The sequence below is a fragment of the Streptomyces sp. NPDC046821 genome, from assembly GCF_040645335.1.
GTDB lineage: Bacteria > Actinomycetota > Actinomycetes > Streptomycetales > Streptomycetaceae > Streptomyces.
Map to the genome: position 1 here is coordinate 372,837 of NZ_JBEYYB010000004.1, position 26,445 is coordinate 399,281.

Annotated in this window: 24 protein-coding genes and 1 riboswitch; of the genes, 19 read left to right on the forward strand and 5 right to left on the reverse strand. The window is 71.0% G+C overall.

Annotated elements, in window-relative coordinates; genetic code table 11:
* Positions 1–159 precede the first annotated feature (159 nt).
* From ABZ893_RS10470 to ABZ893_RS10495, 6 genes are all read left to right on the forward strand, one after another.
* Positions 160–483: an integration host factor gene (locus ABZ893_RS10470; protein ID WP_026246651.1), complete on the forward strand. Its 324-nt coding sequence runs from the start codon at positions 160–162 to the stop codon at positions 481–483.
* Between the two features lie 59 nt (positions 484–542).
* Positions 543–1,100, forward strand: a complete 558-nt coding sequence (gmk, locus tag ABZ893_RS10475) for a guanylate kinase (RefSeq protein ID WP_361399911.1) — start codon at positions 543–545, stop codon at positions 1,098–1,100.
* Positions 1,101–1,126: 26 nt separating this feature from the next.
* Positions 1,127–1,399 (forward strand): DNA-directed RNA polymerase subunit omega, encoded by a 273-nt coding sequence (rpoZ, locus tag ABZ893_RS10480; protein WP_005319902.1) that lies wholly within the window; start codon positions 1,127–1,129, stop codon positions 1,397–1,399.
* 118 nt (positions 1,400–1,517) lie between these two features.
* Positions 1,518–2,768 carry a bifunctional phosphopantothenoylcysteine decarboxylase/phosphopantothenate--cysteine ligase CoaBC gene (coaBC, locus tag ABZ893_RS10485; RefSeq protein WP_361399914.1) on the forward strand — a complete coding sequence of 417 codons (1,251 nt, stop codon included), beginning with the start codon at positions 1,518–1,520 and terminating at the stop codon, positions 2,766–2,768.
* Between the two features lie 248 nt (positions 2,769–3,016).
* Positions 3,017–4,225, forward strand: coding sequence for a methionine adenosyltransferase (metK, locus tag ABZ893_RS10490; RefSeq protein ID WP_361399917.1), 1,209 nt, complete (start codon positions 3,017–3,019; stop codon positions 4,223–4,225).
* 267 nt (positions 4,226–4,492) lie between these two features.
* Positions 4,493–6,652, forward strand: coding sequence for a primosomal protein N' (locus ABZ893_RS10495; RefSeq protein WP_361400212.1), 2,160 nt, complete (start codon positions 4,493–4,495; stop codon positions 6,650–6,652).
* A gap of 255 nt (positions 6,653–6,907) precedes the next feature.
* Here the strand turns inward: ABZ893_RS10495 and ABZ893_RS10500 are convergent, their stop codons facing one another.
* A complete protein-coding gene (locus ABZ893_RS10500) occupies positions 6,908–7,438 on the reverse strand; it encodes a hypothetical protein (RefSeq protein WP_361399920.1) in 531 nt (176 codons plus the stop codon).
* Positions 7,439–7,698: 260 nt separating this feature from the next.
* Between ABZ893_RS10500 and fmt the strand changes: the two genes are divergently transcribed.
* The 11 genes from fmt to ABZ893_RS10555 all read left to right on the forward strand — a co-directional run bounded on the left by fmt (position 7,699) and on the right by ABZ893_RS10555 (position 19,987).
* Positions 7,699–8,643 carry a methionyl-tRNA formyltransferase gene (fmt, locus tag ABZ893_RS10505; protein WP_361399923.1) on the forward strand — a complete coding sequence of 315 codons (945 nt, stop codon included), beginning with the start codon at positions 7,699–7,701 and terminating at the stop codon, positions 8,641–8,643.
* 112 nt (positions 8,644–8,755) lie between these two features.
* On the forward strand, positions 8,756–10,240 hold the full coding sequence (locus ABZ893_RS10510; RefSeq protein ID WP_361399926.1) for a transcription antitermination factor NusB: 1,485 nt from the start codon (positions 8,756–8,758) through the stop codon (positions 10,238–10,240).
* 76 nt (positions 10,241–10,316) lie between these two features.
* Positions 10,317–11,003, forward strand: a complete 687-nt coding sequence (gene rpe, locus ABZ893_RS10515; protein WP_361399929.1) for a ribulose-phosphate 3-epimerase — start codon at positions 10,317–10,319, stop codon at positions 11,001–11,003.
* Between the two features lie 78 nt (positions 11,004–11,081).
* The gene (locus ABZ893_RS10520; protein WP_361399932.1) at positions 11,082–12,125 is read left to right on the forward strand and encodes a sugar-binding domain-containing protein; all 1,044 of its coding nucleotides are present in this window, start codon (positions 11,082–11,084) and stop codon (positions 12,123–12,125) included.
* Positions 12,126–12,591: 466 nt separating this feature from the next.
* The gene (locus ABZ893_RS10525) at positions 12,592–13,020 is read left to right on the forward strand and encodes a ribonuclease domain-containing protein (protein ID WP_361399935.1); all 429 of its coding nucleotides are present in this window, start codon (positions 12,592–12,594) and stop codon (positions 13,018–13,020) included.
* On the forward strand, positions 13,017–13,376 hold the full coding sequence (locus ABZ893_RS10530) for a barstar family protein (protein WP_361399938.1): 360 nt from the start codon (positions 13,017–13,019) through the stop codon (positions 13,374–13,376). The genes ABZ893_RS10525 and ABZ893_RS10530 overlap by 4 nt, the downstream gene beginning before the upstream one ends.
* Positions 13,377–13,484: 108 nt before the next feature.
* Positions 13,485–14,927, forward strand: coding sequence for a GuaB1 family IMP dehydrogenase-related protein (locus ABZ893_RS10535; RefSeq protein WP_361399941.1), 1,443 nt, complete (start codon positions 13,485–13,487; stop codon positions 14,925–14,927).
* A gap of 263 nt (positions 14,928–15,190) precedes the next feature.
* Positions 15,191–16,663, forward strand: coding sequence for an amino acid permease (locus ABZ893_RS10540; RefSeq protein WP_361399944.1), 1,473 nt, complete (start codon positions 15,191–15,193; stop codon positions 16,661–16,663).
* Between the two features lie 10 nt (positions 16,664–16,673).
* The gene (locus ABZ893_RS10545) at positions 16,674–17,126 is read left to right on the forward strand and encodes an Lrp/AsnC family transcriptional regulator (protein WP_361399947.1); all 453 of its coding nucleotides are present in this window, start codon (positions 16,674–16,676) and stop codon (positions 17,124–17,126) included.
* 242 nt (positions 17,127–17,368) lie between these two features.
* Complete coding sequence (locus ABZ893_RS10550) at positions 17,369–18,172, forward strand: carbon-nitrogen hydrolase family protein (protein WP_361399951.1); 804 nt, start codon at positions 17,369–17,371, stop codon at positions 18,170–18,172.
* Positions 18,173–18,283: 111 nt separating this feature from the next.
* Entirely contained in the window at positions 18,284–19,987 is a 1,704-nt protein-coding gene (locus ABZ893_RS10555; protein WP_361399954.1) for an NAD(P)/FAD-dependent oxidoreductase, read from the forward strand.
* A gap of 113 nt (positions 19,988–20,100) precedes the next feature.
* On the opposite strand, the gene ABZ893_RS10560 is transcribed toward ABZ893_RS10555, so the two are convergent.
* From ABZ893_RS10560 to ABZ893_RS10570, 3 genes are all read right to left on the reverse strand, one after another.
* Positions 20,101–21,030 (reverse strand): LLM class F420-dependent oxidoreductase, encoded by a 930-nt coding sequence (locus ABZ893_RS10560; RefSeq protein ID WP_361399956.1) that lies wholly within the window; start codon positions 21,028–21,030, stop codon positions 20,101–20,103.
* Positions 21,031–21,132: 102 nt separating this feature from the next.
* Positions 21,133–21,828 (reverse strand): DUF5995 family protein, encoded by a 696-nt coding sequence (locus ABZ893_RS10565; RefSeq protein ID WP_361399960.1) that lies wholly within the window; start codon positions 21,826–21,828, stop codon positions 21,133–21,135.
* Positions 21,829–21,979: 151 nt separating this feature from the next.
* The gene (locus ABZ893_RS10570) at positions 21,980–23,386 is read right to left on the reverse strand and encodes a solute carrier family 23 protein (RefSeq protein WP_361399963.1); all 1,407 of its coding nucleotides are present in this window, start codon (positions 23,384–23,386) and stop codon (positions 21,980–21,982) included.
* A gap of 233 nt (positions 23,387–23,619) precedes the next feature.
* On the opposite strand from ABZ893_RS10570, the gene ABZ893_RS10575 reads away from it, so the two are divergent.
* Positions 23,620–24,078: a thioesterase family protein gene (locus ABZ893_RS10575; RefSeq protein ID WP_361399966.1), complete on the forward strand. Its 459-nt coding sequence runs from the start codon at positions 23,620–23,622 to the stop codon at positions 24,076–24,078.
* Here ABZ893_RS10575 and ABZ893_RS10580 read toward each other — a convergent pair.
* Positions 24,038–25,258: an MFS transporter gene (locus tag ABZ893_RS10580; protein WP_361399969.1), complete on the reverse strand. Its 1,221-nt coding sequence runs from the start codon at positions 25,256–25,258 to the stop codon at positions 24,038–24,040. The genes ABZ893_RS10575 and ABZ893_RS10580 overlap by 41 nt on opposite strands.
* Before the next feature lie 183 nt (positions 25,259–25,441).
* Positions 25,442–25,571, forward strand: a riboswitch (FMN riboswitch).
* A gap of 269 nt (positions 25,572–25,840) precedes the next feature.
* Here ABZ893_RS10580 and ABZ893_RS10585 point away from each other — a divergent pair.
* Positions 25,841–26,443, forward strand: a complete 603-nt coding sequence (locus ABZ893_RS10585) for a riboflavin synthase (RefSeq protein ID WP_361399971.1) — start codon at positions 25,841–25,843, stop codon at positions 26,441–26,443.
* Positions 26,444–26,445: the final 2 nt, after the last annotated feature.

The following is a 26,445-nucleotide window of genomic DNA, read 5'->3' on the forward strand; positions in this document are numbered from 1 at the left end:
CCATGGCCGCTAGTCTCCGTCGAGTGGGGGCACCTCCCTCGCCCTTCACGCAGTGGGGGAGATATCGGCGAGCGCGTTGCTCGTTGCTCCCCAGGTGTGGGGCGGCTAGGTTCCTCACCGGTCCGTATCCGACAGTTCGACATCCGAGGTGACGTAGGCGTGGCTCTTCCGCCCCTTACCCCTGAACAGCGCGCAGCCGCGCTCGAAAAGGCCGCCGCGGCTCGCCGGGAGCGGGCCGAGGTCAAGAATCGACTCAAGCACTCCGGCGCCTCCCTGCACGAGGTGATCAAGCAGGGTCAGGAGAACGACGTCATCGGCAAGATGAAGGTCTCCGCCCTCCTGGAGTCCCTCCCCGGCGTGGGCAAGGTCCGCGCCAAGCAGATCATGGAGCGCCTGGGCATTTCCGAGAGCCGCCGCGTGCGCGGACTCGGTTCCAACCAGATCGCCTCCCTGGAGCGCGAGTTCGGCAGCACCGGCGCATAGTTCCGCGGGGTGCGGGCCGACTGGTCCGCACATCGCGGTACTGCTGGAATAATCGCTGTATGAGTGAACGTCCGCGGCTGACCGTGCTCTCCGGCCCCTCCGGGGTCGGCAAGAGCACGGTCGTCGCCCATATGCGCAAGGAACACCCCGAGGTCTGGCTCTCGGTATCGGCGACGACCCGCAAGCCGCGCCCCGGCGAGAAGCACGGTGTCCACTACTTCTTCGTCACCGACGAGGAGATGGACAAGCTGATCGCCAACGGCGAGCTGCTGGAGTCGGCCGAGTTCGCGGGCAACCGGTACGGGACCCCGCGCCGGGCCGTCCAGGACCGGCTCGAAGCGGGCGAACCCGTCCTCCTCGAGATCGACCTCCAGGGCGCCAGGCTCGTGCGCGAGTCCATGCCCGAGGCGCAGCTCGTCTTCCTGGCCCCGCCGAGCTGGGACGAGCTGGTCCGCCGGCTCACCGGCCGGGGGACCGAGGCTCCCGAGGTCATCGAGCGCAGGCTCGATGCCGCCAAGGTGGAGCTCGCCGCCGAGGCCGAATTCGATACGACCCTTGTCAACACCTCCGTCGAGGATGTAGCGAGCGAGCTGCTAGCCTTGATGAAGGTTCTTTGATCTTTAACCCCATCGGAAGGCAGAGAGTGTCCTCTTCCATCACCGCGCCCGAGGGCATCATCAACCCGCCGATTGATGAGCTGCTCGAAGCCACCGACTCGAAGTACAGCCTGGTCATCTACGCCGCCAAGCGCGCGCGTCAGATCAACGCGTACTACTCGCAGCTCGGTGAGGGCCTGCTCGAGTACGTGGGCCCGCTCGTCGACACCCACGTCCACGAGAAGCCCCTCTCGATCGCGCTCCGCGAGATCAACGCGGGTCTGCTGACGTCCGAGGCCATCGAGGGCCCGGCTCAGTAGTCGCAGTTTCTTTCCTTCATCTCAGGCCCGGCAGCGCGACTGCCGGGCCTGTGGTGTGTCATGGGTGTCGTACGTTTCCGGATACGTGAACGTGAATTTGTGCGGGGAGGCACGGACGGTGGACAAGCCGAAGGTCGTTCTGGGGGTCAGCGGCGGAATCGCGGCCTACAAGGCGTGCGAGCTCCTGCGCCGGCTGACCGAGTCGGGACATGACGTACGCGTCGTGCCGACGGAGTCCGCCCTGCACTTCGTGGGAGCGGCGACCTGGTCGGCGCTGTCCGGCAACCCGGTCTCGACGGAGGTGTGGGACTCCGTCCACGAGGTCCCGCACGTCCGCATCGGCCAGCACGCCGACCTCGTGATCGTCGCGCCCGCCACCGCCGACATGCTCGCCAAGGCCGCGCACGGCCTCGCCGACGACCTCCTCACGAACACGCTCCTGACCGCCCGCTGTCCGGTCGTCTTCGCCCCCGCCATGCACACGGAGATGTGGGAGCACCCGGCCACCCAGGAGAACGTCGCCACGCTCCGCCGCCGCGGCGCCCTCGTCATCGACCCCGCCGTCGGCCGCCTCACCGGCGTCGACACGGGCAAGGGCCGCTTCCCCGACCCGGTCGAGATCTTCGAGTTCGCGCGCCGGGTCCTCGCACGCGGCGAGCGCGCCGGCGACCAGGACCTCGCCGGGCGGCACGTCGTCATCAGCGCGGGCGGCACCCGCGAACCCCTCGACCCGGTCCGCTTCCTCGGCAACCGCTCCTCGGGCAAGCAGGGCTACGCCCTCGCGCGTACGGCGGTGGCCCGCGGCGCCCGCGTGACGCTTCTCTCGGCGAACGCGGCGCTGCCCGACCCGGCCGGCGTCGACGTCGTCCGCGTCGGCACGGCCGTGGAGCTGCGCGAAGCCGTCGTCGCGGCGGCCGCGGACGCGGACGTGGTGGTCATGGCGGCCGCGGTGGCCGACTTCCGCCCCGAGACGTATGCCACAGGGAAGATCAAGAAGAAGGACGGGCACGAGCCCGAGCCCGTCGTCCTGGTCCGCAACCCCGACATCCTCGCCGAGGTCTCGGCGGACCGGCAGCGTCCGGGTCAGGTCGTCGTCGGCTTCGCCGCCGAGACGGACGACGTCCTCGCCAACGGCCGCAAGAAGCTGGCCCGCAAGGGCTGTGACCTGCTCGTCGTCAACGAGGTGGGCGAGCGCAAGACCTTCGGCTCCGAGGAGAACGAGGCGGTCCTGCTCGGCGCGGACGGAAGCGAGACGCCCGTCCCGTACGGACCGAAAGAAGTGCTTTCCGACACGATCTGGGACGCGGTCACCCGACTGGTGTCCGCCGGTGACGCCCTCGCCACGGAGTCGATCTACGACGGCCAGTGAGCGTCTTTTCGCTCGATCGGGGGTCCCGGACCGTGGTAAATGCAGGAATTTCGGGCGCCCGGGCCCCTTTTCGAGGCTGATCGTCGTACCGCAGAACGTAGTGCCGCTGGTCACAGCGCTCCCAAGTAGCGAGACACGTGGTCCAGCGGCCGGGCGTGACCGATAAACTGGTCACGGACGACGCCGGGCGCAGCCCCCGGCCGACCGCAAATGATCAGCCAGCAGCCGCTGCAACCACAGGGAGCGTTGTGTCCCGTCGCCTGTTCACCTCGGAGTCCGTGACCGAGGGTCACCCCGACAAGATCGCTGACCAGATCAGCGACACCATTCTCGACGCGCTTCTGCGGGAGGACCCGACTTCCCGGGTCGCCGTGGAGACGCTCATCACGACTGGCCTCGTGCACGTCGCCGGTGAGGTCACGACCAAGGCCTACGCGCCGATCGCACAGCTCGTGCGCGACAAGATCCTCGAGATCGGTTACGACTCCTCCAAGAAGGGCTTCGACGGCGCCTCCTGCGGCGTCTCGGTGTCCATCGGCTCGCAGTCCCCCGACATCGCCCAGGGCGTCGACACGGCGTACGAGCAGCGTGTCGAGGGTGACGACGACGAGCTCGACAAGCAGGGCGCGGGCGACCAGGGCCTGATGTTCGGTTACGCGTGCGACGAGACGCCCGAGCTCATGCCGCTCCCGATCCACCTGGCTCACCGCCTCTCGCGCCGCCTCTCCGAGGTCCGCAAGAACGGCACCATCCCTTACCTCCGCCCGGACGGTAAGACCCAGGTCACCATCGAGTACGACGGCGACAAGGCCGTCCGCCTCGACACGGTCGTCGTCTCCTCGCAGCACGCGTCGGACATCGACCTGGAGTCGCTGCTCGCCCCCGACATCCGCGAGTTCGTCGTGGAGCCGGAGCTGAAGGCGCTCCTCGACGACGGCATCAAGCTGGAGACCGAGGGCTACCGCCTTCTGGTGAACCCGACCGGCCGCTTCGAGATCGGCGGCCCGATGGGCGACGCCGGCCTCACCGGCCGCAAGATCATCATCGACACGTACGGCGGTTACGCCCGCCACGGTGGCGGTGCCTTCTCGGGCAAGGACCCGTCCAAGGTCGACCGCTCCGCCGCGTACGCGATGCGCTGGGTCGCGAAGAACGTCGTCGCGGCCGGCCTCGCTTCGCGCTGCGAGGTCCAGGTCGCGTACGCGATCGGCAAGGCCGAGCCCGTCGGTCTCTTCGTCGAGACCTTCGGCACGGCGACGGTGGACCCGGACAAGATCGAGCAGGCGATCACCGAGGTCTTCGACCTGCGGCCCGCCGCGATCATCCGCGACCTCGATCTGCTCCGGCCGATCTACGCCCAGACGGCGGCCTACGGCCACTTCGGGCGGGCGCTTCCCGACTTCACGTGGGAGCGGACGGATCGTGTGGAGGCGCTTCGTAAGGCTGCGGGTCTGTAAGCGGTTCGTTTTTCGCCGGGACCCGGCTCTCCCTTCGGGAGGCCGGGTCCCGGTTTGTTTTCGGGTGCGGGTTTGTTGTGGCTGGTCGCGCAGTTCCCCGCGCCCCTGAAGGCTTGCGGCTCCGCCGCGCCTTCCCTGAAATGTGCGCTGCGCGCGGCTTCCCTTCGGGGAAATGCTCCGCGGAGCGCACGCATTTCAGGGGCGCGGGGCTGTGTCATGAGCGGCTCCGCCGCGGGGCGCGACCAGCCCCCACCGGGCCGCAGAGCAATGTCCGACCTCTCTGGTAGGAATGCAACTGTGACCAGCCAGAACGACCGCCCCGAGCCGGAACAGCTCGCGTTCATCCGCGAGACGGTCCGAGCTGCCAAGGCTCCGAAGGCCAAGCCTCGGACCTGGCGGGGCGCGCCGCTGGCGAAATCGCTGCCCGTCGCCCGCGTCCTCGTGGACAAGGGCGTGCTCCATCTCGACCGCTACTTCGAATACGCGGTCCCCGAGGACTTGGACGAGGCCGCCCAGCCGGGCGTCCGCGTGCGCGTGCGGTTCGGCGCCGGGTCGAAGAACGTACGGGACGGCCGCCGCGAGGGCGGCGGGCTGATCGACGGGTTCCTCGCGGAGCGCGTCGCCGAGGCCGAGTACCAGGGCCCGCTCGCCGCGCTCGCCCAGGTCGTGTCGCCCGAGCCCGTCCTCGGGGAGGAACTCCTCGGCCTCGCCCGCGCCGTCGCCGACCGATACGCGGGCAGCCTCGCCGACGTCCTGCAACTGGCTGTTCCGCCCCGCAGCGCCCGCGCTGAGAAGAAGCCGTCGCCCGAACCCCTTCCGCCCCCGCCGGCGCCGGACCCGGCGAGCTGGCGCCGGTACGAGCGCGGGCCGGGGTTCCTGTCGGCCCTCGCGTCGGGCGGCTCACCCCGTGCCGTGTGGAACGCGCTGCCCGGACCCGAGTGGGCCGACGAAGTCGCGCGTGCCGTGGCGGCCACCCTCTCCTCGGGCCGTGGGGCCCTGGTCGTGGTCCCGGACGGGCGGGCGGTCGCGCGGGTCGACGCCGCGCTGGGCGCCGTCCTCGGCGAGGGGCGGCACGCTGTGCTGACCGCCGACGCGGGGCCCGAGAAGCGGTACCGCGAATGGCTCGGGGTGCGGCGCGGGTCGGTGCGGGCGGTCGTCGGCACCCGGGCCGCGATGTTCGCCCCCGTACGGGATCTGGGGCTTGTGATCATCTGGGACGACGGAGACTCCAGTCATGCCGAGCCGCACGCTCCGCAGCCGCACGCGCGGGACGTCCTGCTGCTGCGGGCCGCGCACGACAAGTGCGGCTTCCTGCTGGGGAGTTGGAGCTGCACGGTCGAGGCCGCACAGCTCGTCGAGAGTGGCTGGGCCGCGCCCCTGGTCGCCGGACGCGAACAGGTGCGGGGCGCCGCCCCCCTCGTACGGACCGTGGGGGACGGGGATCTCGCGCGCGACGAGGCGGCGCGGGCGGCGCGCCTGCCGACCCTCGCGTGGCAGGTGGTGCGGGAAGGACTGAAGACCGGGCCGGTCCTGGTGCAGGTGCCGCGGCGCGGTTACGTGCCGCGGCTCGCGTGCGAGCGGTGCCGGGAGCCCGCGCGGTGCCGGCACTGCGCCGGGCCGCTGGAGGCGAGCGAGGGGACCGCCGCCCTGAAGTGTGGCTGGTGCGGGCAGGAGGAGAGTGCCTGGCACTGTCAGGAGTGCGGGGGGTTCCGGCTGCGGGCGCAGGTCGTGGGGGCGCGCAGGACGGCGGAGGAGCTGGGCCGGGCGTTCCCCGCGGTGCCGGTGCGGACGTCGGGGCGTGAGCAGGTGCTCGACACGGTGCCGGGGGCGCCGGCTCTGGTCGTGAGTACGCCGGGTGCGGAGCCGGTGGCCGAGGGCGGGTATGCGGTGGCGCTGCTGCTCGACGGCTGGGCGATGCTGGGGCGCCCCGATCTGCGGGCGGGGGAGGACGCGCTGCGGCGCTGGATCGAGGCGGCGGCGCTGGTGAGACCGCAGGCAGCGGGTGGCACGGTGGTGATCGTGGCCGAGCCGACGCTGAGACCTGTGCAGGCGCTGGTGCGGTGGGATCCGGTGGGGCACGCTGTGCGGGAGCTCTCCGAGCGGGCCGAGCTCGGGTTTCCGCCGGTGTCGCGGATGGCGGCGGTGGCCGGTACGGCTGAGGCTCTCGCCGGTTTCCTGTCGGCGGTCGAACTGCCGGGTGACGCCGAGGTGTTGGGGCCGGTTCCGGTCCCGGACGCTCCTGCGGGAGCGGCGCGCCGTCCCGGGGCGCCGCCGGTGGGGGAGCGGTGGGAGCGGGTTCTGGTCCGGGTGCCGCCGGGGAGTGGCTCGGCGCTTGCCGCGGCGCTCAAGCGGGCGCAGGCGGCGCGGATGGCTCGGGGCGGGATGGAGCCGGTTCGTGTGCGGGTGGATCCGCCGGACATTGGCTGAGGGGGTGTTTTGGGTGCGGGTGCGTTGTGGCTGGTCGCGCAGTTCCCCGCGCCCCTGAAGGCTTGCGGCTCCGCCGCGCCTTCCCCTGAAATGCGTGAAGCGCGCAGCATCCCCTCGGGGAAATGCTGCGCGCAGCGCGCATTTCAGGGGCCGCGGGGAACTGCGCGAACAACCCCCACCGGGGCCAGCCGTGGCAATCGACCGGACCCAGACCCGCGCTCCCCACACGCATGGCGCGGGGAGCGCAATCGCACGTCACCCGGTGCGTGGCCCAGGGAAGGTCGGTCGGGGATCCTCGCGGAGGATCCCCGACGTCGGCTGCGCGGGCATGGAGCGCGCCGCGGGGACGGTCGGGATCGTCGTCGTACCGACGGGCACCGGCGGGCGCGTGCCCACCGGATCCGTGGCGCGCTCGGCGTCGGCGGCCGCCTGGGCCGCGGCCCGGCGGGCCCCGTACCGGCGGTGGACCGCCTGCTTCGTCACCCCGAGCGCCGAGCCCACCGCGTCCCACGAGAAGCCGAGCGAGCGGTCGAAGTCCACGGCGGCGGTCACCAGGGTTTCGACGCTGTCGCGCAGTTCCTGGGCGAGGCGGACGGTCGGAGCGGGCGCGCGCCCGTAGACGACGAAGCCCGCGGAGGGGCCGGAGCGGCGCGGACGGTAGACGTTGCCCAACTGGGCGGTGAGGGTGCGCAGCGCGTCCACCTGCCGTCGGACCCGCTCGATGTCCCGTACCAGAAGGTGCAGGCTGGCCCGTGCCTGGGCGTCGTGGGTTGCGTGGTCGGCCATGAACAAGCCTCTCGAACCGGCGTTGAAACGGATTGGGGCCGCAATCGCGGCCCATGGTTGGTCAACTCTTCCTTGACCAACGCGCCAGTCCGTTACGGGTCACGCTGTAGGGGCGTGTGCACATATGCACGGGGCGCGCGTCGAGGCGTACGCCCCCGGGGGCTCGTCGCCCGAAATACCGGCGGGAAAGGGCCGGCGGAACGGTCATAGACTGGGGCGCCGCCCGTCATGTCCCTGCCCCGAGAGGCCGAAAGACACCTATGAAGCTCGTCTTCGCAGGCACCCCCGAGGTCGCCGTTCCCGCTCTGGACGCCCTGATCGCCTCCGACCGCCACGAGGTCGCCGCGGTCGTCACCCGGCCCGACGCTCCCGCGGGCCGCGGCCGCCGGCTCGTCGCCAGTCCGGTCGCCGAGCGCGCGGCGGAGGCGGGCATCGAGGTCCTCAAGCCCGTGAAGCCGCGCGACGAGGACTTCCTGGCCCGGCTGCGGGAGATCGCCCCCGACTGCTGCCCCGTCGTCGCCTACGGCGCGCTGCTGCCGAAGGTCGCCCTCGACATCCCTGCCCGCGGCTGGGTCAACCTGCACTTCTCGCTGCTGCCGGCCTGGCGCGGCGCCGCGCCCGTGCAGCACTCGATCATGTCCGGCGACGAGATCACCGGGGCGTCCACGTTCCTGATCGAGGAGGGCCTGGACTCCGGCCCCCTCTACGGGACGGTGACCGAGACGGTGCGGCACACCGACACCAGCGGCGACCTGCTGACCCGGCTCGCCTTCGCGGGCGCCGGACTGCTCTCCGCGACCATGGACGGCATCGAGGACGGCTCCCTGAAGGCTCTGGCCCAGCCCGCCGACGGCATCACCGTCGCCCCGAAGATCACCGTCGAGGACGCGCACGTCGACTGGTCGGCGCCCGCCCTGCGCGTGGACCGCGTCGTGCGCGGCTGCACGCCCGCGCCCGGCGCCTGGACCGTGTTCCGGGGCGAGCGCCTCAAGCTGATCTCGGCCGTGCTCGCACCCGACCGCACAGACCTCGCGCCCGGTGAGCTCGGCGTCGGCAAGCGGGACCTGCACGTCGGCACCGGTTCCTACGCCGTGCAGCTGCTCTGGGTGCAGGCGCAGGGCAAGAAGCCGATGGCCGCCGCCGACTGGGCGCGCGGGGTCCGGATCGCCCCGGGCGAGCGCCTCGGCGCGACCGACGTAGGCTGAACGGGTCAGGGCCCGTACCAGGGTTCGAGCCGATACCAGCGGCGCTGACACCAGCAGTGCAGTGACGAGCGGCGCTGACACCAGCAGCGCCGATACCAGCAGCGGAGCACCTTTGAACGACCAGCCCGGCCGGCGTCCCCAGAAGTCAGGCAAGCCCGGTACCTCCGGTAAGCCCGGTACCTCCGGTAAACAGGGCAAGCCCGGCAAGCCGTACCGCCGTCCGCAGAAGGACCCGGTCCGCATCCTCGCGTTCGAGGCGCTGCGGGCCGTGGACGAGCGCGATGCGTATGCGAACCTCGTGCTTCCTCCGCTGCTGCGCAAGGCCCGCGAGAAGGGTGACTTCGACGCCCGGGACGCGGCGCTCGCCACCGAGCTGGTCTACGGGACGCTCCGCAGGCAGGGCACGTACGACGCGATCGTGGCCGCCTGTATCGACCGGCCGCTGCGCGAGGTCGACCCGCCCGTGCTCGACGTGCTGAACATGGGCGTTCACCAGCTGCTCGGGACGCGTATCCCGACGCACGCGGCCGTCTCGGCATCCGTGGAGCTGGCCCGCGTGGTGCTCGGCGACGGGCGCGCCAAGTTCGTGAACGCCGTGCTCCGCAAGGTCTCCCAGGACGACCTCGACGGATGGGTGGAGAAGGTCGCGCCCCCGTACGAGGAGGACGCCGAGGACCATCTCGCCGTGGTGCATTCGCATCCGCGATGGATCGTGTCCGCGCTCTGGGACTCGCTCGGCGGCGGCCGGGCCGGGATCGAGGACCTGCTGGAGGCCGACAACGAGCGGCCCGAGGTCACGCTCGTGGCCAGGCCGGGCCGGACGACGGCGGACACCGTCCTGGACGAGGTCGGCGAGGAGGCCGCGCTTCCGGGGCGCTGGTCGCCGTACGCCGTGCGGCTCACGGAGGGCGGGGAGCCCGGGTCGCTCGACCCCGTGCGCTCCGGACGCGCGGGCGTTCAGGATGAGGGCAGTCAGCTCGTGGCGCTGGCCCTCGCGAACGTGCCGATCGAAGGCCGCGACGAGAAGTGGCTCGACGGCTGCGCAGGTCCCGGCGGCAAGGCGGCCATGCTCGCCGGCCTCGCCTCCGAGCGCGGCGCGTCCCTGCTCGCCTCGGAGAAGCAGCCCCACCGCGCCCGCCTCGTGGCGAACGCGCTCGCCGGGAACCCGGGCCCGTACCAGGTCATCGCCGCGGACGGCACGCGTCCGCCGTGGGGCCCCGGCACCTTCGACCGCGTCCTCATGGACGTGCCCTGCACGGGTCTCGGCGCGCTGCGCCGCCGGCCCGAGGCCCGCTGGCGACGGCAGCCCGAGGACCTGGAGGGCTTCGCACCGCTCCAGCGCGCGCTCCTGAACACGGCCCTTGAATCCGTACGCGTGGGGGGAGTTGTCGGCTACGCGACCTGCTCGCCGCACCTCGCCGAGACCCGCGCGGTCGTCGACGACGTCATGAAGCACCACCCCGGGGTCGAACTCGTCGACGCCCGCCCGATGCTGCCCGGCGTCCCGGCGCTCGGCGACGGCCCCGACATCCAGCTCTGGCCCCACCTGCACGGCACCGACGCGATGTACCTGGCGCTGATCCGGCGCACGGCCTGAGGCGACCCGGGTCCGGGGAGTGGGACAGGTCTGGACCGAGGACGGCAACCGGCGCCGGACATGGCAGTCTTGGGGCATGGCCGTGCAGATCAACCCCAGCATCCTGTCCGCGGACTTCGCCCGCCTCGCCGACGAGGCGAAGGCGGTCGAGGGCGCCGACTGGCTCCATGTCGATGTCATGGACAACCACTTCGTCCCGAACCTCACCCTCGGGGTGCCGATCGTGGAGTCCCTGGCGCGGGCGACGGACATCCCGCTGGACTGCCACCTGATGATCCAGGACGCCGACCGCTGGGCGCCCCAGTACGTCGAGGCCGGCGCCAGTTCCGTCACCTTCCACGCGGAGGCCGCCGCCGCCCCCGTCCGCACGGCCCGCGAGATCCGCGCCAAGGGCGGCCGCGCGTCCATGGCGCTCAAGCCGGCGACCCCGATCGAGCCGTACGAGGACCTGCTCCCCGAGCTCGACATGCTGCTGATCATGACGGTCGAGCCGGGCTTCGGCGGGCAGGCCTTCCTCGACATCATGCTGCCGAAGATCCGCCGCACCCGTGAGCTGATCAGCAAGCACGGCCTCGAACTCTGGCTCCAGGTCGACGGCGGAGTCTCGGCCTCCACCATCGAGCGCTGCGCGGAGGCGGGCGCCGACGTCTTCGTCGCGGGATCGGCCGTGTACGGCGCCGCGGACCCGGCCCAGGCGGTACGTGCACTGCGCACCCAGGCGGAGACGGCGTCGGCCGGCGCGGCCTGGGTATGCGGCCACTGAGCCACGGGAACGTGAACGCAGCCCATCAGGGCTGATCAAGTGCGCCACATCTGCAAGGATGAACGGCGAATCCAGGTTGTGAACAGCAGTGAGGAGATCGCCGTGTCGGCACTGTCGCCGGGTCGCTCAGCGATGCGGATGGGACCCGCGGAGCTGGTGCAGGCGGCGGCCATGGCCCGCCGCTTCTATCTCGAGGGCAAGTCCAAGATCCAGATCGCCGAGGAGTTCGGCGTGAGCCGCTTCAAGGTGGCCCGTGTCCTGGAGACCGCGCTCGAACGGGATCTCGTACGCATCGAGATCCGTGTACCGGCCGAGCTCGACGCGGAGCGCTCCGACGCGCTGCGCGCCCGCTACGGCCTGCGGCACGCCGTGGTGGTCGAGTCCCCGGCCGAGGCCGAGGAGTCTCCCGACCCCGAGAACCTCGGCGAGGTCGCGGCCGACCTCCTGGGCGAGCTGGTCTCCGAGGGCGACGTGCTGGGCCTCGCGTGGGGCCGCTCCACCATTCACATGGCGGCGGCGCTCGACCGGCTGCCGCCGTGCACGGTCGTGCAGCTCACGGGCGTCTACGACGCGGGCACCGCCGAGCGCGGGTCCGTCGAGGCGGTACGGCGCGCGGCCCAGGTCTCCGGTGGTGAGGCGCACCCGATCTACGCGCCGATGCTGCTCCCGGACCCGGCCACCGCGGCCGCGCTGCGCAACCAGACGGGGATCGCCCGCGCCTTCGAGTACTTCGACAAGGTCACCGTCGCCTGCGTGTCCATCGGCTCCTGGGAGCCGGGTATCTCGACCGTGCACGACATGCTCAGCGACGAGGAGCGGGCGCACTACGCCTCGCTCGGCGTCGCCGCGGAGATGTCCGCGCACCTCTTCGACGCGGAGGGCCGCCGGGTCGGCCGTGACCTGGGCGAGCGCTGCATCACCGTCGAGGCGGACCGCCTGCGGCGGATCCCGGAGGTCGTCGCGATCGCCGGCGGCCAGCGCAAGGCGTCGGCCATCGACGCGGTCCTCCGGTCGGGCCTGGTCACCAGCCTCGTCACAGACACGGCGGCTGCGGACTTCCTCTTGACGGCGGGCCCGTCGCCGAAGCCGGCGCTTAACCGGGCGGATCCGGACGGGGTCTGAGGCCTTGTCCTGGCGGGGGCCGGGGGCCGGTGACCTGGCGTCCCGGCGGCGCCTGGTGACCCGGTGCCCCTGGTGGGGCCCGCTGACTCGGCGTCCCGGAGCGGGCCGGTGACCCGCTGACTCGGCGCCCTGGCGGTGCCTGGTGACTGGCTGGCCGGGCGTCCTGGCGGGGCCTGGTGCCCCGGCCTCCCGGCGGTCCGGTGAGCCGTTGACTTCGCGTCCGGCGGGCCTGGTGACCGGCTGACCGGGCGCCCCGTTGGGGCCTGGTGACCCGGTGTCCCGGCGGTCCGGGTGAGCCGCTGACTCCGCGTCCCGGGCGGGCCTGGTGACCCGCTGACCCGGCGTCCCAGCGGGACCCGCTGGCCCACTGGCCCGGCGGGCCCCAGTGCCCCCCGACCCGGCATCCCCACAGCAATCCGCGTCGTGCGCCGCGCTCACCTTGGATTGCTGTGGCAGCATCGGCGACATGCTGCCGCGGCTTTTCCCACGTCTTCTCGCGCCCCTGCTCTTCGCCCTCGCCCTGCTGGTCACCGGGTGCTCCGCACAGGCCACCTCCGGCAAGGGCCCCGCCACCGGGCCGACCGCACCGACCCGTTCCGTACCCTCCTGGGCGCACGGCATGTCGACGGTCGCCGAGTCAGCGCTCCCGGCGCAGGCCCGTACGACCCTGGGTCTCATCGACAAGGGCGGGCCTTACCCGTACACCAAGGACGGCACCGTCTTCGGGAACTTCGAGCGGGAGCTTCCCCGGCAGAACCGTGGGTACTACCACGAGTACACCGTCCCCACCCCGGGCTCGCGTGACAGGGGCGCCCGGCGCATCGTCACCGGGCAGGGCCACGAGACGTACTACACCGATGACCACTACCAGTCGTTCAAGGCGGTGCTGCGATGACCGGGAGTTCCCTCGACAAGATCCGCGTCCTCGACCTCGAAGGGGTCAAGGACAAGGCCGAGTTCATGGACCGGTGCGTGCGCGACCTGGAACTGCCGGACTGGTTCGGCCGTAACTGGGACGCCCTCTTCGACGTCCTCACCGACGTCTCGTTCTGGCCCGACGGCACCGACCAGGCGCTGCTGCTGTCCGTCATCGGCTGGCGCACCTACGCGGGCGCCCGCCCCGAGGAGTGGGAAACCGCGCTCGACGTGTTCTCCGACGCCGTCGACCGCAGGCGCGAACGCAGTCCGAGGCTCCTGGTCGCGCTGACCCTTGGAGGATCGGACCACCCACCCTCCGAAACCACTGGATAATCCTCCGTGAGCATGGGACATCCATGCCATGGGACACTGAAGTACGTGCTTTTCCCCCGCGGCTGACCTGCCCGGGGGCCACCTCTGATCGACTGGGATGAGCAGCACGTGCGTTTCCTCAATGACATCAAGCCTGCGTACGACCTGACCTACGACGACGTCTTCATGGTGCCGAGCCGCAGCGCCGTCGGTTCGCGGCAGGCGGTCGACCTCGCGTCGCCCGACGGTTCCGGGACCACGATTCCTCTGGTCGTCGCCAACATGACCGCGATCGCCGGTCGGCGCATGGCCGAGACCGTCGCCCGTCGCGGTGGCCTCGTCGTCATCCCGCAGGACATCCCGATCGAAGTGGTCACCGAGGTCATCTCCTGGGTCAAGACCCGCCACCTGGTGCTCGACACCCCCATCGTGCTCGCCCCGCACCAGACCGTCGCCGACGCCCTCGCGCTGCTGAACAAGCGCGCGCACAACGCCGGCGTCGTGGTCGACGAGGACCAGAAGCCGATCGGCGTCGTCACGGACGCGGACCTGACCGGCGTCGACCGCTTCACGCAGCTGTCCGTGGTCATGTCCAAGGACCTGCTGCTCCTCGACGCGGACATCGACCCGCGGGACGCCTTCAACAAGCTGGACCACGCCAACCGCCGCTACGCCCCCGCCGTGGGCGCGGACGGCCGCCTCGCGGGCATCCTGACCCGCACGGGCGCCCTGCGCGCGACGCTCTACACCCCGGCCACCGACACGAACGGCAAGCTGCGCATCGCGGCCGCCGTCGGGATCAACGGCGACGTGGCGGGCAAGGCCAAGCTGCTGCTCGACGCGGGTGCGGACACCATCGTCGTCGACACCGCGCACGGCCACCAGGAGTCGATGATCGCGGCGATCAAGGCCGTCCGCGGCCTCGACCCGCAGGTGCCGATCGTGGCGGGCAACATCGTCGCCGCCGAGGGAGTCAAGGACCTCATCGAGGCCGGCGCCGACATCATCAAGGTCGGCGTGGGCCCCGGCGCGATGTGCACCACGCGCATGATGACCGGCGTCGGCCGGCCGCAGTTCTCCGCCGTCCTGGAGTGCGCCGCCGAGGCGAAGAAGTACGGCAAGCACGTGTGGGCCGACGGTGGCGTCCGGCACCCGCGCGACGTCGCCATGGCGCTCGCCGCCGGTGCGTCGAACGTGATGATCGGGTCCTGGTTCGCCGGTACGTACGAGTCGCCGGGCGACCTCCAGCACGACGCCCAGGGCCGCGCGTACAAGGAGTCCTTCGGTATGGCCTCGGCGCGTGCCGTGAAGAACCGGACCAGTGACGAGTCCGCCTACGACCGGGCGCGCAAGGCGCTGTTCGAGGAGGGCATCTCGACGTCGCGGATGTTCCTCGACCCGCAGCGTCCGGGCGTCGAGGACCTGATCGACTCGATCATCGCGGGCGTTCGTTCTTCTTGCACGTACGCCGGGGCGTCTTCCCTCGGGGAGTTCGAGGAGAAGGCTGTCGTCGGGATTCAGAGTGCGGCCGGTTACGCGGAGGGCAAGCCGCTGCACGCCAGCTGGAGTTAGCACGTTGCGCAGTTGCCCACGCCCCTTCAGGGGCGCGGGCAACTGCGCAACGTTTGTTCGCCTGCGGACGCACCACGCAACGTTCCGTCGCGCACACGCAAGGTTGCTGCATTACAGCTGGGAAGAGAAACCGTTTAGAGTCGTGCGCTGTACGTGGCGTGGCGGGACGGCCTGCACGGCGGTTCCCCCGGTTTCTGGTGTGGGCTGCTGCTGCTCGGCGGCCGCCCGCACCCCCTGACCGGCAGCGATGAAGGAGCCAGCCCGTGCCCGATCACGGCGCACCCCCGCGCACCCCCACACTCGAGCCCACCGTCCCGGGGCTCGGCGCCCGGCTGATGCGGCGGAAGCCGGTGGAAGTGCTGGTCGCGGAGGGCGGACACGGTGAGGGCGGCAACCTGCGCCGCTCGATGGGCCTGTGGCAGCTGACCATGATCAGCATCGGTGCCACGCTCGGCACCGGCATCTTCGTGGTGCTCGGCGAGGCCGTCCCCAAGGCGGGCCCCGCGGTCACCATCTCCTTCGTCATCGCAGGTCTCACGGCCCTGTTCTCGGCGCTCTCGTACGCCGAGCTGGCCGGCACCATCCCGGTCGCGGGCTCCTCCTACTCGTATGCGTACGCAACGATGGGTGAGCTGATCGCCTGGATCTGCGGCTGGTGCCTGGTCCTGGAGTACGGCGTCTCGGTCGCGGCCGTCGCCGTCGGCTGGGGTCAGTACCTGAACGAACTGCTCGACGGCACCATCGGCGTCACCATCCCCGACGCCCTCTCCGCGCCCCCCGGCGACGGCGGCATCTTCAACCTGCCGGCGCTGATCGTCGTACTCCTCGCGATGGTGTTCCTGCTCGGCGGTGCCCGTGAGTCGGCGCGCGCCAACACGATCATGGTCATCGTGAAGATCGCGGCGCTGCTGCTGTTCTGCGCCATCGGCATCAAGGGCTTCCAGTCCGGCAACTACGAGCACTTCATGCCGCTCGGCATGGCCGGCGTGAGCGCGGCCGGGGCGACCCTGTTCTTCTCGTACATCGGGTTCGACGCCGCCTCCACCGCCGGTGAGGAGGCCAAGAACGCGCAGCGCGACCTGCCGCGCGCCATCATGCTGTCGCTGGTCATCGTCACCGCGCTGTACGTCCTCGTCGCGGCCGTCGCCGTGGGCGCCAAGCCGTGGAAGCAGTTCAACGACTCGGAGGCCGCGCTCGCCGGGATCATGAAGGACGTCACCGGACAGACGTTCTGGGCGACGCTGCTCGCTGCCGGTGCCGTCATCGCCATCGCGTCGGTCGTCCTGACCGTGCTCTACGGCCAGACCCGCATCCTGTTCGCGATGTCCCGCGACGGCCTCGTGCCCAAGGTGTTCTCGAAGGTCCACCCGAAGACCGGGGCGCCGCGCGCCAACACGGTGATCGTCTCGCTGTTCTGCGGTGTCCTCGCCGCCGCGATCCCGCTCGGCCAGCTCGCCGACGCGACCAGCATCGGCACGCTCTTCGCGTTCGCCCTGGTCAACGTCGCCGTTGTCGTCCTGCGCCGCACCCGCCCCGACATGAAGCGCACCTTCCGGGTGCCGCTCGCGCCGGTCCTCCCCGCGCTCGGCTTCGGCTTCTGCGTCTGGATGATGGGCAGCCTGTCCGCCATCACCTGGGTGGTCTTCGGTGTGTGGATGGCCGTCGGCCTCGTGTTCTACTTCCTCTACGGGGCCCGTCGCTCCCGACTCGCCTCAGAGCCTGCTCCAGAGAAGTGAACAACCTGCCTTGCTGAACGATCTCGACGAACGCATCGTGCACGCCCTCGCCGAGGACGCCCGCCGCTCCTACGCCGACATCGGCCAGCTCGTCGGCCTGTCCGCGCCCGCCGTCAAGCGGCGCGTGGACCGGCTGCGGGCGACCGGGGCGATCACGGGGTTCACGGTCCGCGTCGACCCGGCCGCGCTCGGCTGGGAGACCGAGGGGTTCATCGAGATGTACTGCCGCAGCAACACCTCGCCCGAGGCCATCAAGCGGGGTCTGGAGCGCTATCCCGAGGTCGCCTCGGCGTCCACGGTGACCGGTGACGCGGACGCGATCGTCCAGGTCTTCGCCTCCGACATGCGGCACTTCGAGCGGGTCCTGGAGAAGATCGCGGGGGAGCCGTTCGTCGAGCGCACCAAGTCGGTGCTCGTCCTGTCTCCGCTGATGCGGCGCTACACGTCGGGCTCGCCCGCCTGACGCCCCACGGCACCAGCAGTCGCCGGCGCCCTTCCTGACGGTTTCTCGACCGTCAGGAAGGGCGCCGCGCCGTTGATACGGGCCTACTGCACAGGCGCGCAACAAATCGCCGCTGACGGCACTTCAGGCGCAACGGAACGCACAAGAAGACGCAACAGTCGAGTCTTGTCGCACAGGTCGGCGGAAAAGTACCGTCTATTTCGATCCTTCCTCCCCCTTTCCGTACGCCTCCGAGGACTGCCATGCCGCCGCTGCGCACCGCCCTGCTCCAGAGCTCCGGCCGCCCCGGGTCCGTCGCCGAGAACCTCAAGGTGCTCGACGAGGGCGCGGCCCGCGCCGCCGCCACCGGTGCCCGGCTGCTCGTGGTCCCCGAGATGTTCCTGACCGGGTACGCGATCGGCGACGACGTGGCCCGGCTCGCCGAGCCCGCCGACGGCCCCTCGGCGCAGGCGATCGCCGAAACCGCCACCCGGCACGGCCTCGCGGTGGCCTACGGCTACCCGGAGCGCGACGGCGAGACCGTCTACAACTCGGCCCAGCTCATCGCCCCCGACGGCACGCGCCTCGCCAACTACCGCAAGACGCACCTCTTCGGCCCCTTCGAGCGCGACGCGTTCACCCCCGGCGACCAGGCCGTCGTCCAGGCCGACCTCGACGGTGTCCGCATCGGCCTCATGATCTGCTACGACGTCGAATTCCCGGAGAACGTACGGGCCCACGCCCTCGCCGGCACCGACCTGCTGCTCGTCCCGACGGCGCAGATGCACCCGTACCACTTCGTCCCCGAGTCCCTCGTGCCGGTGCGCGCCTTCGAGAACCAGATGTACGTCGCGTACGTCAACCGGATCGGCCAGGAAGGGGAGTTCGAGTTCGTCGGGCTCTCCACGCTCGCCGGTCCCGACGGCGGCGCCAGGGCGCGTGCCGGGCGCGGCGAGGAGCTGGTCACCGGCGACGTGGACCCCGAGTTCCTGGCCGCGTCCCGCGACACCAACCCGTACCTGCACGACCGCCGGCCGGACCTGTACGCGCCGCTGACCGGCCGCTGATCCGCCGCAGGGCCCTCCACCGACCGGCTGCCCGACCCGCAGCCGGTCCGAGCGCGCCCGCGTCCTCTGAACCTTCCTCACCTCAGTTCCCCCGCAAGGAGTCCGTACCCCATGACGTCCATGGTGCCCAACGCCGTCCAGCACACCGAGGCGCAGCCCCCCATCACGATGTTCGGGCCGGACTTCCCGTACGCGTACGACGACTTCCTCGCGCACCCCGCGGGCCTCGGTCAGATACCGGCGACCGAGCACGGCACCGAGGTCGCCGTCATCGGCGGTGGCCTGTCCGGCATCGTCGCCGCGTACGAGCTGATGAAGATGGGCCTCAAGCCCGTCGTGTACGAGGCCGACCAGATCGGCGGCCGGCTGCGGACCGTCGGCTTCGACGGCACCCCGGCCGAGGCCGCAGGCCTCACCGCCGAGATGGGCGCGATGCGCTTCCCGCCGTCGTCGACCGCCCTCCAGCACTACATCGACCTCGTCGGTCTCGAGACCCGGTCGTTCCCCAACCCGCTGGCCCCCGAGACCCCGTCGACCGTCGTCGACCTCAAGGGCGAGTCGCACTACGCCGTCACCGTCGACGACCTGCCGCAGGTCTACCGCGACGTCATGAACGCGTGGAACGCCTGCCTCGAAGAAGGCGCCGACTTCTCCGACATGAACCGCGCCATGCGCGAACGCGACGTCCCGCGCATCCGCGAGATCTGGTCGAAGCTCGTCGACAAGCTCGACAACCAGACGTTCTACGGGTTCCTCTGCGACTCCGAGGCCTTCAAGTCCTTCCGGCACCGCGAGATCTTCGGCCAGGTCGGCTTCGGCACCGGCGGCTGGGACACCGACTTCCCGAACTCCATCCTGGAGATCCTGCGCGTCGTCTACACCGAGGCCGACGACCACCACCGCGGCATCGTCGGCGGCAGCCAGCAGCTCCCGCTGCGCCTGTGGGAGCGCGAGCCCCAGAAGATCGTGCACTGGCCGTACGGCACGTCGCTCGCCTCGCTGCACGAGAGCGGCAAGCCGCGCCCGGCCGTGACGCGGATGCACCGCACCGCGGGCAACCACATCACCGTCACCGACGCCTCCGGCGACATCCGCACCTACCAGGCGGCGATCTTCACGGCGCAGTCCTGGATGCTGCTCTCCAAGGTCGACTGCGACGACTCGCTCTTCCCGATCGACCACTGGACGGCGATCGAGCGCACCCACTACATGGAGAGCTCCAAGCTCTTCATTCCGGTGGACCGGCCGTTCTGGCTGGACAAGGACGAGGTCACCGGCCGCGACACCATGTCGATGACGCTCACCGACCGGATGACGCGCGGCACCTACCTGCTCGACGACGGCCCGGACAAGCCGGCCACCATCTGCCTGTCGTACACGTGGTGCGACGACAGCCTGAAGTGGCTGCCGCTGTCGGCGAACGAGCGCATGGACGTCATGCTCAAGTCGCTCGGCGAGATCTACCCGAACGTCGACATCCGGAAGCACATCATCGGCAACCCGGTGACCGTGTCCTGGGAGAACGAGCCCTACTTCATGGGCGCGTTCAAGGCCAACCTGCCGGGGCACTACCGCTACCAGCGCCGCCTGTTCACGCACTTCATGCAGGACCGCCTCCCCGAGGACAAGCGCGGCATCTTCCTCGCGGGCGACGACATCTCCTGGACGGCCGGCTGGGCCGAGGGCGCCGTGCAGACCGCGCTCAACGCCGTCTGGGGCGTCATGCACCAGTTCGGCGGCGCGACCGACGGGACGAACCCCGGTCCGGGCGACGTCTACGACGAGATCGCGCCGGTCGAGCTGCCGGAGGACTGACGACGGCTGAGTGGTGGGCGGGCCCCGGTGGTGTGCCGGGGCCCGCACGGCTCAGAGACCAGCCACGCGCTGAGGCCCGCTCACCTCACATACGCCGACGGCGCGCTGACGCGTCAGACCCCCGCCGCCCTCGCCGTCTCGTACACCTCCGCCGCCAGGTCCGTCAGTTCCTCGGCGTCGCGGACGCGGCCCTGGAGGTCGATCAGCATCTCCTCCAGGCCCACCTCGGCGTGGGCCACCAGGTCCTCGACGATCTGGGCGACGCTGCCCTGGAACGGGCGGCGGTCCTCACCCACGTAATCCTCGCGCGTATAGACCGTGTTCACCCGCAGCACGCTCTGGATCGGGTCCTTGCGGCCGCGCTCCTCGGCCAGCTCCCGAAGTCCCTTCCACTGCTCGGCGAGCGCGTCGGCGCCCGCGGCCCCCGGCATCCAGCCGGCCGCGCGGTCGACGAGCCGGCGCGCGGATCTCGGGCTGTTCGCCGGCAGCAGCACCGGGATCGGCCGCGCGGGCTTCGGCCCGACCACGGACGGCGCGATCGTCGTCAGCTCACCCTCGTACGCCACCGGGTCGGGGCCCCACACGGCGGCACACACGTCGAGCAGCTCGTCCAGGACCTTGCCGCGCTGCTCGAACGGGGCGACGCCCGCTGCCGCGTACTCGTCGTGGGACCAGCCCGTGCCGAGGCCCGCCACGACGCGGCCACCGCTCGCGGCGTCCAACGAGGCCAGGGCGCGGGCGAGTTGGAACGGTACGTGCAGCGGGGCGACCAGCACGCTCGTGCCGAGCCGGGCGCGCTCGGTGACGGCGGCCGCCAGGGTGAGGGAGACGAGCGGGTCGGCGACGGAGCGGTACTGGTCTGGCCAGGGGAGACCGGGGACTCCGTAGAGCCCTTGGCGGGCCGGTTCTGGGAAGAGGATCCGCTCGAAGACCCACAGGCTGTCGTAGCCGATCCGCTCGGCGGCGCGGGCCACCGCCGGGATGTCGCGCCCGATGTCGTACTGCTTCATCTGGGGGAGGCCGAGGCCGAGTCGGGTCGTCATGCCGTGAGCTCCTTCGCGTTCGCATCCTCTGTCTCGGTAACGCTCTGTCAACGTACAGCGGCGGCCGCAGAGTTCCGGGTCGAAGGCGGACGTATGGCCGGATCAGTCCGGCAGCGGGGTGAGCAGCATCCGGCCGACCAGACCCACCGAGGTGTCCAGGCGGCGGGTGAACTCCTCGGTGACGTCCGGGGATCCGCGCAGCACCCACAGGGCGCGCGCCGCCGCCCAGGCCGCGTCCCTGGCGCGTTCCAGGGTCCAGGAGCCGAGCAGATGGGTCAGGGGATCGGCGACCTGGAGGAGGTCGGGGCCCGGCATCAGATCTTCGCGAATGCGTTCTTCCAGGGAGACGAGGAGATCGCCTACGCGGTCGAACTCGTCCTCCATGGCAGCCGGTTCGCAGCCGAGTTCACGGCATGTGTCGATGACGGCGAGCGCCAGGTCGTGGCCGATGTGCGCGTTGATGCCGGCAAGTGCGAACTGGAGTGGGCGTACCCCGGGATGGCGACGGAACTGGAGCAGCGGGCGCCAGCAGGCGGGCGGGAGCCGGTCGGGGTCGACGGCGTTCAAGTAGCGTTCGGCGAACCGGACGTCCAGTGTGGCCGCCGCCGAGGCGTCGGCGAACCGGCCGCCGGCGATGTGCCTTCCGACCTCTTCCGTGACGGACAGATAGACGCGGTTGAAGACGGCCACCCCGTCCCCGGCCGGCCAGGAGCGTGCCAGTTCACGCATCCGGGCCACCACGGAGGCGACCCCGTCCGCGGCCGGCGTGCGCTCTGCGAACCGTTCCGTCTGTGCCATGGGGGCAGGTTCTCAAGCCGGGCCTGACGTGCGTGTCGCCTGGCCGAGGGCTTACCCAGAACGAGGGAACGGGGGCGTGTGCGGGCACGTTCGCGGGGCCACGCCCCCGAAGATTCGCCCGGCCACGCCCCCAGAATTCCTCAGGCCACACCTACGCCCCGGCGGACCGACCACCCTCGCCCGGCGACGGCTCGTCATAAGTCGACGTCCCCTCGTCCAGAAGTGGCTCCTGCGTCTTGAGGTGCGCGGGGGCCATGGCGCGGAGCGCGTGGTAGCCGGTGATGACGACGATCGTGCCGAGGGCGATGCCGCTCAGCGAGAAGTTCTCGCTGAACTTCAGCGAGACGTTGCCGACGCCGATGATGATGCCCGCGGCGGCCGGGACGAGGTTCAGCGGATTGCGCAGGTCGACCTTGGAGTTGATCCAGATCTGCGCGCCGAGCAGGCCGATCATGCCGTAGAGGATGACGGTGATGCCGCCGAGCACGCCGCCCGGGATCGCTGCCACGATCGCGCCGAACTTCGGGCACAGGCCGAAGAGCAGGGCGAAGCAGGCGGCGGCCCAGTACGCGGCCGTCGAGTAGACGCGGGTCGCGGCCATCACGCCGATGTTCTCGGAGTACGTGGTGTTGGGCGGGCCGCCGACCGCGGTGGAGAGCATGGACGCGGCGCCGTCGGCGGAGATCGCGACGCCGAGCTTGTCGTCCAGGTTGTCGCCGGTCATCTCGCCGACGGCCTTGACGTGACCGGCGTTCTCGGCGACCAGGGCGATGACCACGGGCAGCGCGACGAGGATCGCCGACCACTGGAACGAGGGGGCGTGGAACGAGGGCAGGCCGACCCACTCGGCCTTGCCGACGCCGGACAGGTCGAGACGCCAGTGATCGGTGGCCTGCCCGCCGCCGGTCACCGAGTGGATCCGGCCGAAGACCCGGTCGAAGAGCCAGGAGATCCCGTAACCGAAGAGCAGCCCGAGGAAGATCGCGATACGGGACCAGAAACCGCGCAGGCACACCACGGCCAAACCGGTGAACAGCATCACCAGGAGCGCCGTCCACTGGTCCTGCGGCCAGTACGTCGATGCCGTCACGGGCGCGAGGTTGAAGCCGATCAGCATGACGACCGCGCCGGTGACGATGGGCGGCATGACGGCGTGGATGATCCGCGCGCCGAACTTCTGCACCGCGAGCCCGACGAGGAACAGCGCGACACCGACGACGAACACCGCACCGGTCACCGTGGCGCTGGTCCCGCCCTGCGCCCGGATCACGGCGGCGACACCCACGAAGGAGAGCGAGCAGCCGAGATAACTGGGTACCCGGCCACGGGTGGAGAGCAGGAAGATCACCGTCGCGACGCCGGACATCATGATCGCGAGGTTCGGGTCGAGGCCCATGAGGACGGGTGCCACGAAGGACGCGCCGAACATCGCCACGACGTGCTGGGCGCCGAGTCCGAACGTGCGGGGCCAGCTGAGGCGTTCGTCCGGGCGCACGACCGCGCCGGGAGCCGGAGTGCGCCCGTCGCCGTGAAGTTTCCAGCGCACGCCGAGATCCATAGGAGTTCTGCCTTCTGTGGTGCTTGAGTCTTCTGCGGTGCTTCAGCTTCTGCGGGCGCTTCGGTGGTGCTTCAGGTGGTGCTTCATTGGCTCGAAATGACCGCACGCCATGTTAATGCGGCATAAGCATCAAGCGGGTGCATGTGAAACCCGCACCCCGGGCCTTCTGAGCGTTTGCTTAGTTCGAGGTTCTACGATGGGGCTCTCGTACGTACCGCCCCAGGAGCGCCACCGTGACCGCCGAAGCCCCCGCCAGCCCCGCCCTGTCCTATGGGCAGCTCGTCCCCGTCACCGTCCACTTCGACGACCTCGACGCCCTGGGCCTGCTCCACAACGCCCGCTACCCGGTCATGGTCGAGCGGGCCTGGACCGCGCTGTGGGCCGAGCGTGGGCTGGTCTTCGAGGGTGACTGGGCGGCGGCGGGCGACTTCTGCAACGTCGTCAAGGAACTGCGCATCACCTACGACGCGCCCGTCGACCGGCACGGTGCGTACGCCGTCCACATCTGGCTCGACCGGCTCGGCACCACCGGCCTGACGTACGGCTTCCGCTTCTGCTCGGTGGACGGCATGACGACCTACGCGCGCGGCACTCGCGTACTTGTCCGAGTCGATCCGGCCACCCATCGGCCGGCCCCCTGGAGCGAGCTGTTCAGGACTCTCGGCCGCGAGCTCCTGCGCCCGCAGGACTGACCCCGGCCGCCTCCGTCCGCGTACGCTCCCCGGCGCGCAGCACCCCCGCGAGCACCACGAGCCCGCACGCCAGGAACGTCACCAGACCGAACGACACCACCAGACTCGTCGCATCGGCCACCGCCCCGATCGCCGACGGCGCGACCAGCCCCGACGTGTACGTGATCGTGGCGACGCCCGCGATGGCCTGGCTCGGACTGGGCCCGCTGCGCCCCGCCGCCGCGAAGGCGAGCGGTACGACGACCGCGATGCCGAGCCCCATCAGACCGAAGCCGCCGATCGCGACGGCCGGGTCCGGCGCCACCACCACGAGCAGCCCGCCCAGCGCGGCGCCGAGCCCGCCGACCCGCACGGTCCGCACCGCACCGAACCGGTCCACGACCCTGTCCCCGACGAGCCGCGCCACCGCCATCGTGAGCGTGAACGCGGTCGTGCACGCGGCGGCGAGCCCCGCCGACGTATCAAGGACGTCCCGCAGATAGACCGCCGACCAGTCCAGGCTCGCCCCCTCCGCGAAGACCGCGCAGAAGCCGACCGCGCCGATCAGGAGCGCCGACCTCGGCGGCAGGGCGAAGCGCGGCGGCGGCTCCTCGTCCTCCGTCGGACGCAGATCGAGCACGCCACCGCAGGCCACGAGGCCCGCGAGCGTGAGGACCAGAGCGGCGAGCGCGTGATGCAGACGGGCGTCGGAGCCCAGGTGCGCCGCCAGCGTGCCGGCCGCCGAGCCGACCAGGGCGCCCACGCTCCACATGCCGTGCAGGCCCGACATGATGGACCGGCCGAGGCGGTTCTCGATCTCGACCCCGAGCGCGTTCATCGCCACGTCCGACATCCCCGCGCACGCGCCGTACGCGAACAGCGCGCAGCACAGGGTGATCAGATTCGGCGCGAGCGAGGGCAGGATCAGGGCCAGCGTCCACAGAGCGAGCAGCCCGCGCAGCGCCGTGCGCGCCCCGAACCGGTGGCTCACCCGGCCCGCGAGAGGCATCGCCGCCGAGGCGCCGAGCGCGGGGAACGCCAGCGCGAGCCCGAGCTGGCCCGCGCCGACACCGGCGTGGTCCTGGATCCACGGCACCCGGGTCGCGAAGGATCCGGTGACCGCTCCATGAACGCAGAAGACGACGGCGACCGCCAGCCGGGCGCGCTTCAACTCCCGTGTGCCGTAACCGACTTCACTCATCCGAGGCGCCCCTCCCGATCCGGTTCCCCATGCCGCCGCCGACCGCCGGCGCGAGCCATGAACGCCTGATCCCGCCCTCGCGGAGCCCCGCGCAATTCCACACATACCGCCTGTGATTCAGCCCACAGCGGCTCACTCGTTCGGTCGGCGCGGCGACGTGGCACACTGGCGGTGTACCAGAAGCAGCGCACTCCGGGGTCGGTGAAAGTCCGAACCGGCGGTTATAGTCCGCGACCCGGTCGCCTCGGCGGCCGGTTGACCAGGTGGAATTCCTGGACCGACGGTTAAAGTCCGGATGGGAGGCAGTGCGCGGCGGGCGGGCATTCGTGCACGCTGCCGTCTGTTTCGGCCTGTCCAAGGGACAGGTCTCTCATTCGGCGTCGTCCTCGGTGTGCTCACCCGTACGTTCTGTCGTCGTATCACGACAGTGCCCCGGAGTCCGTGCCCAGAAGAGGCAGGAGGACCCGGTGGCCCCCACTTTCGCAGTGCACTTCCCGGGTGCCGGGAACAAGCACGTGTCCTTCGCCGCTTCAGGATCTAGCGTCGTGGCCCCCGTGGGCCCTGCAGCGAAGGAGCACTGACGTGTTCACCGGAATCGTCGAAGAGCTGGGCGAGATCACCGCCGTCGAGGAACTCGGCGACGCCTCCCGCTTCCGGCTGCGTGGTCCCGTCGTCACCGAAGGGGCCCGGCACGGCGACTCCATCGCCGTCAACGGCGTGTGCCTCACGGTCGTCGAGCACGAGGGCGACGAGTTCACCGCCGACGTCATGGCGGAGACCCTCAAGCGCTCCAGCCTCGGCGCCCTCGCGGTCGGCTCCCGGGTCAACCTGGAGCGCCCCACCGCGGTCGGCGCGCGCCTCGGCGGACACATCGTGCAGGGCCACGTCGACGGCACGGGCACGATCGTCGAGCGCACCCCGTCCGAGAACTGGGAGATCGTCAAGGTCTCCCTCCCCGCGGACCTCGCGCGCTACGTCGTCGAGAAGGGCTCCATCACCGTCGACGGCGTCAGCCTCACCGTCGTCGAGGCCGGCCCCGACTACTTCACCATCAGCCTCATTCCCACCACCCTCGCCCTGACCACGCTCGGCCACAAGCAGCCCGGCGACCCGGTCAACCTCGAGGTCGACGTCATCGCCAAGTACGTCGAGCGGCTGCTCGGCGCCCAGGGGGGCACCAAGTGAAC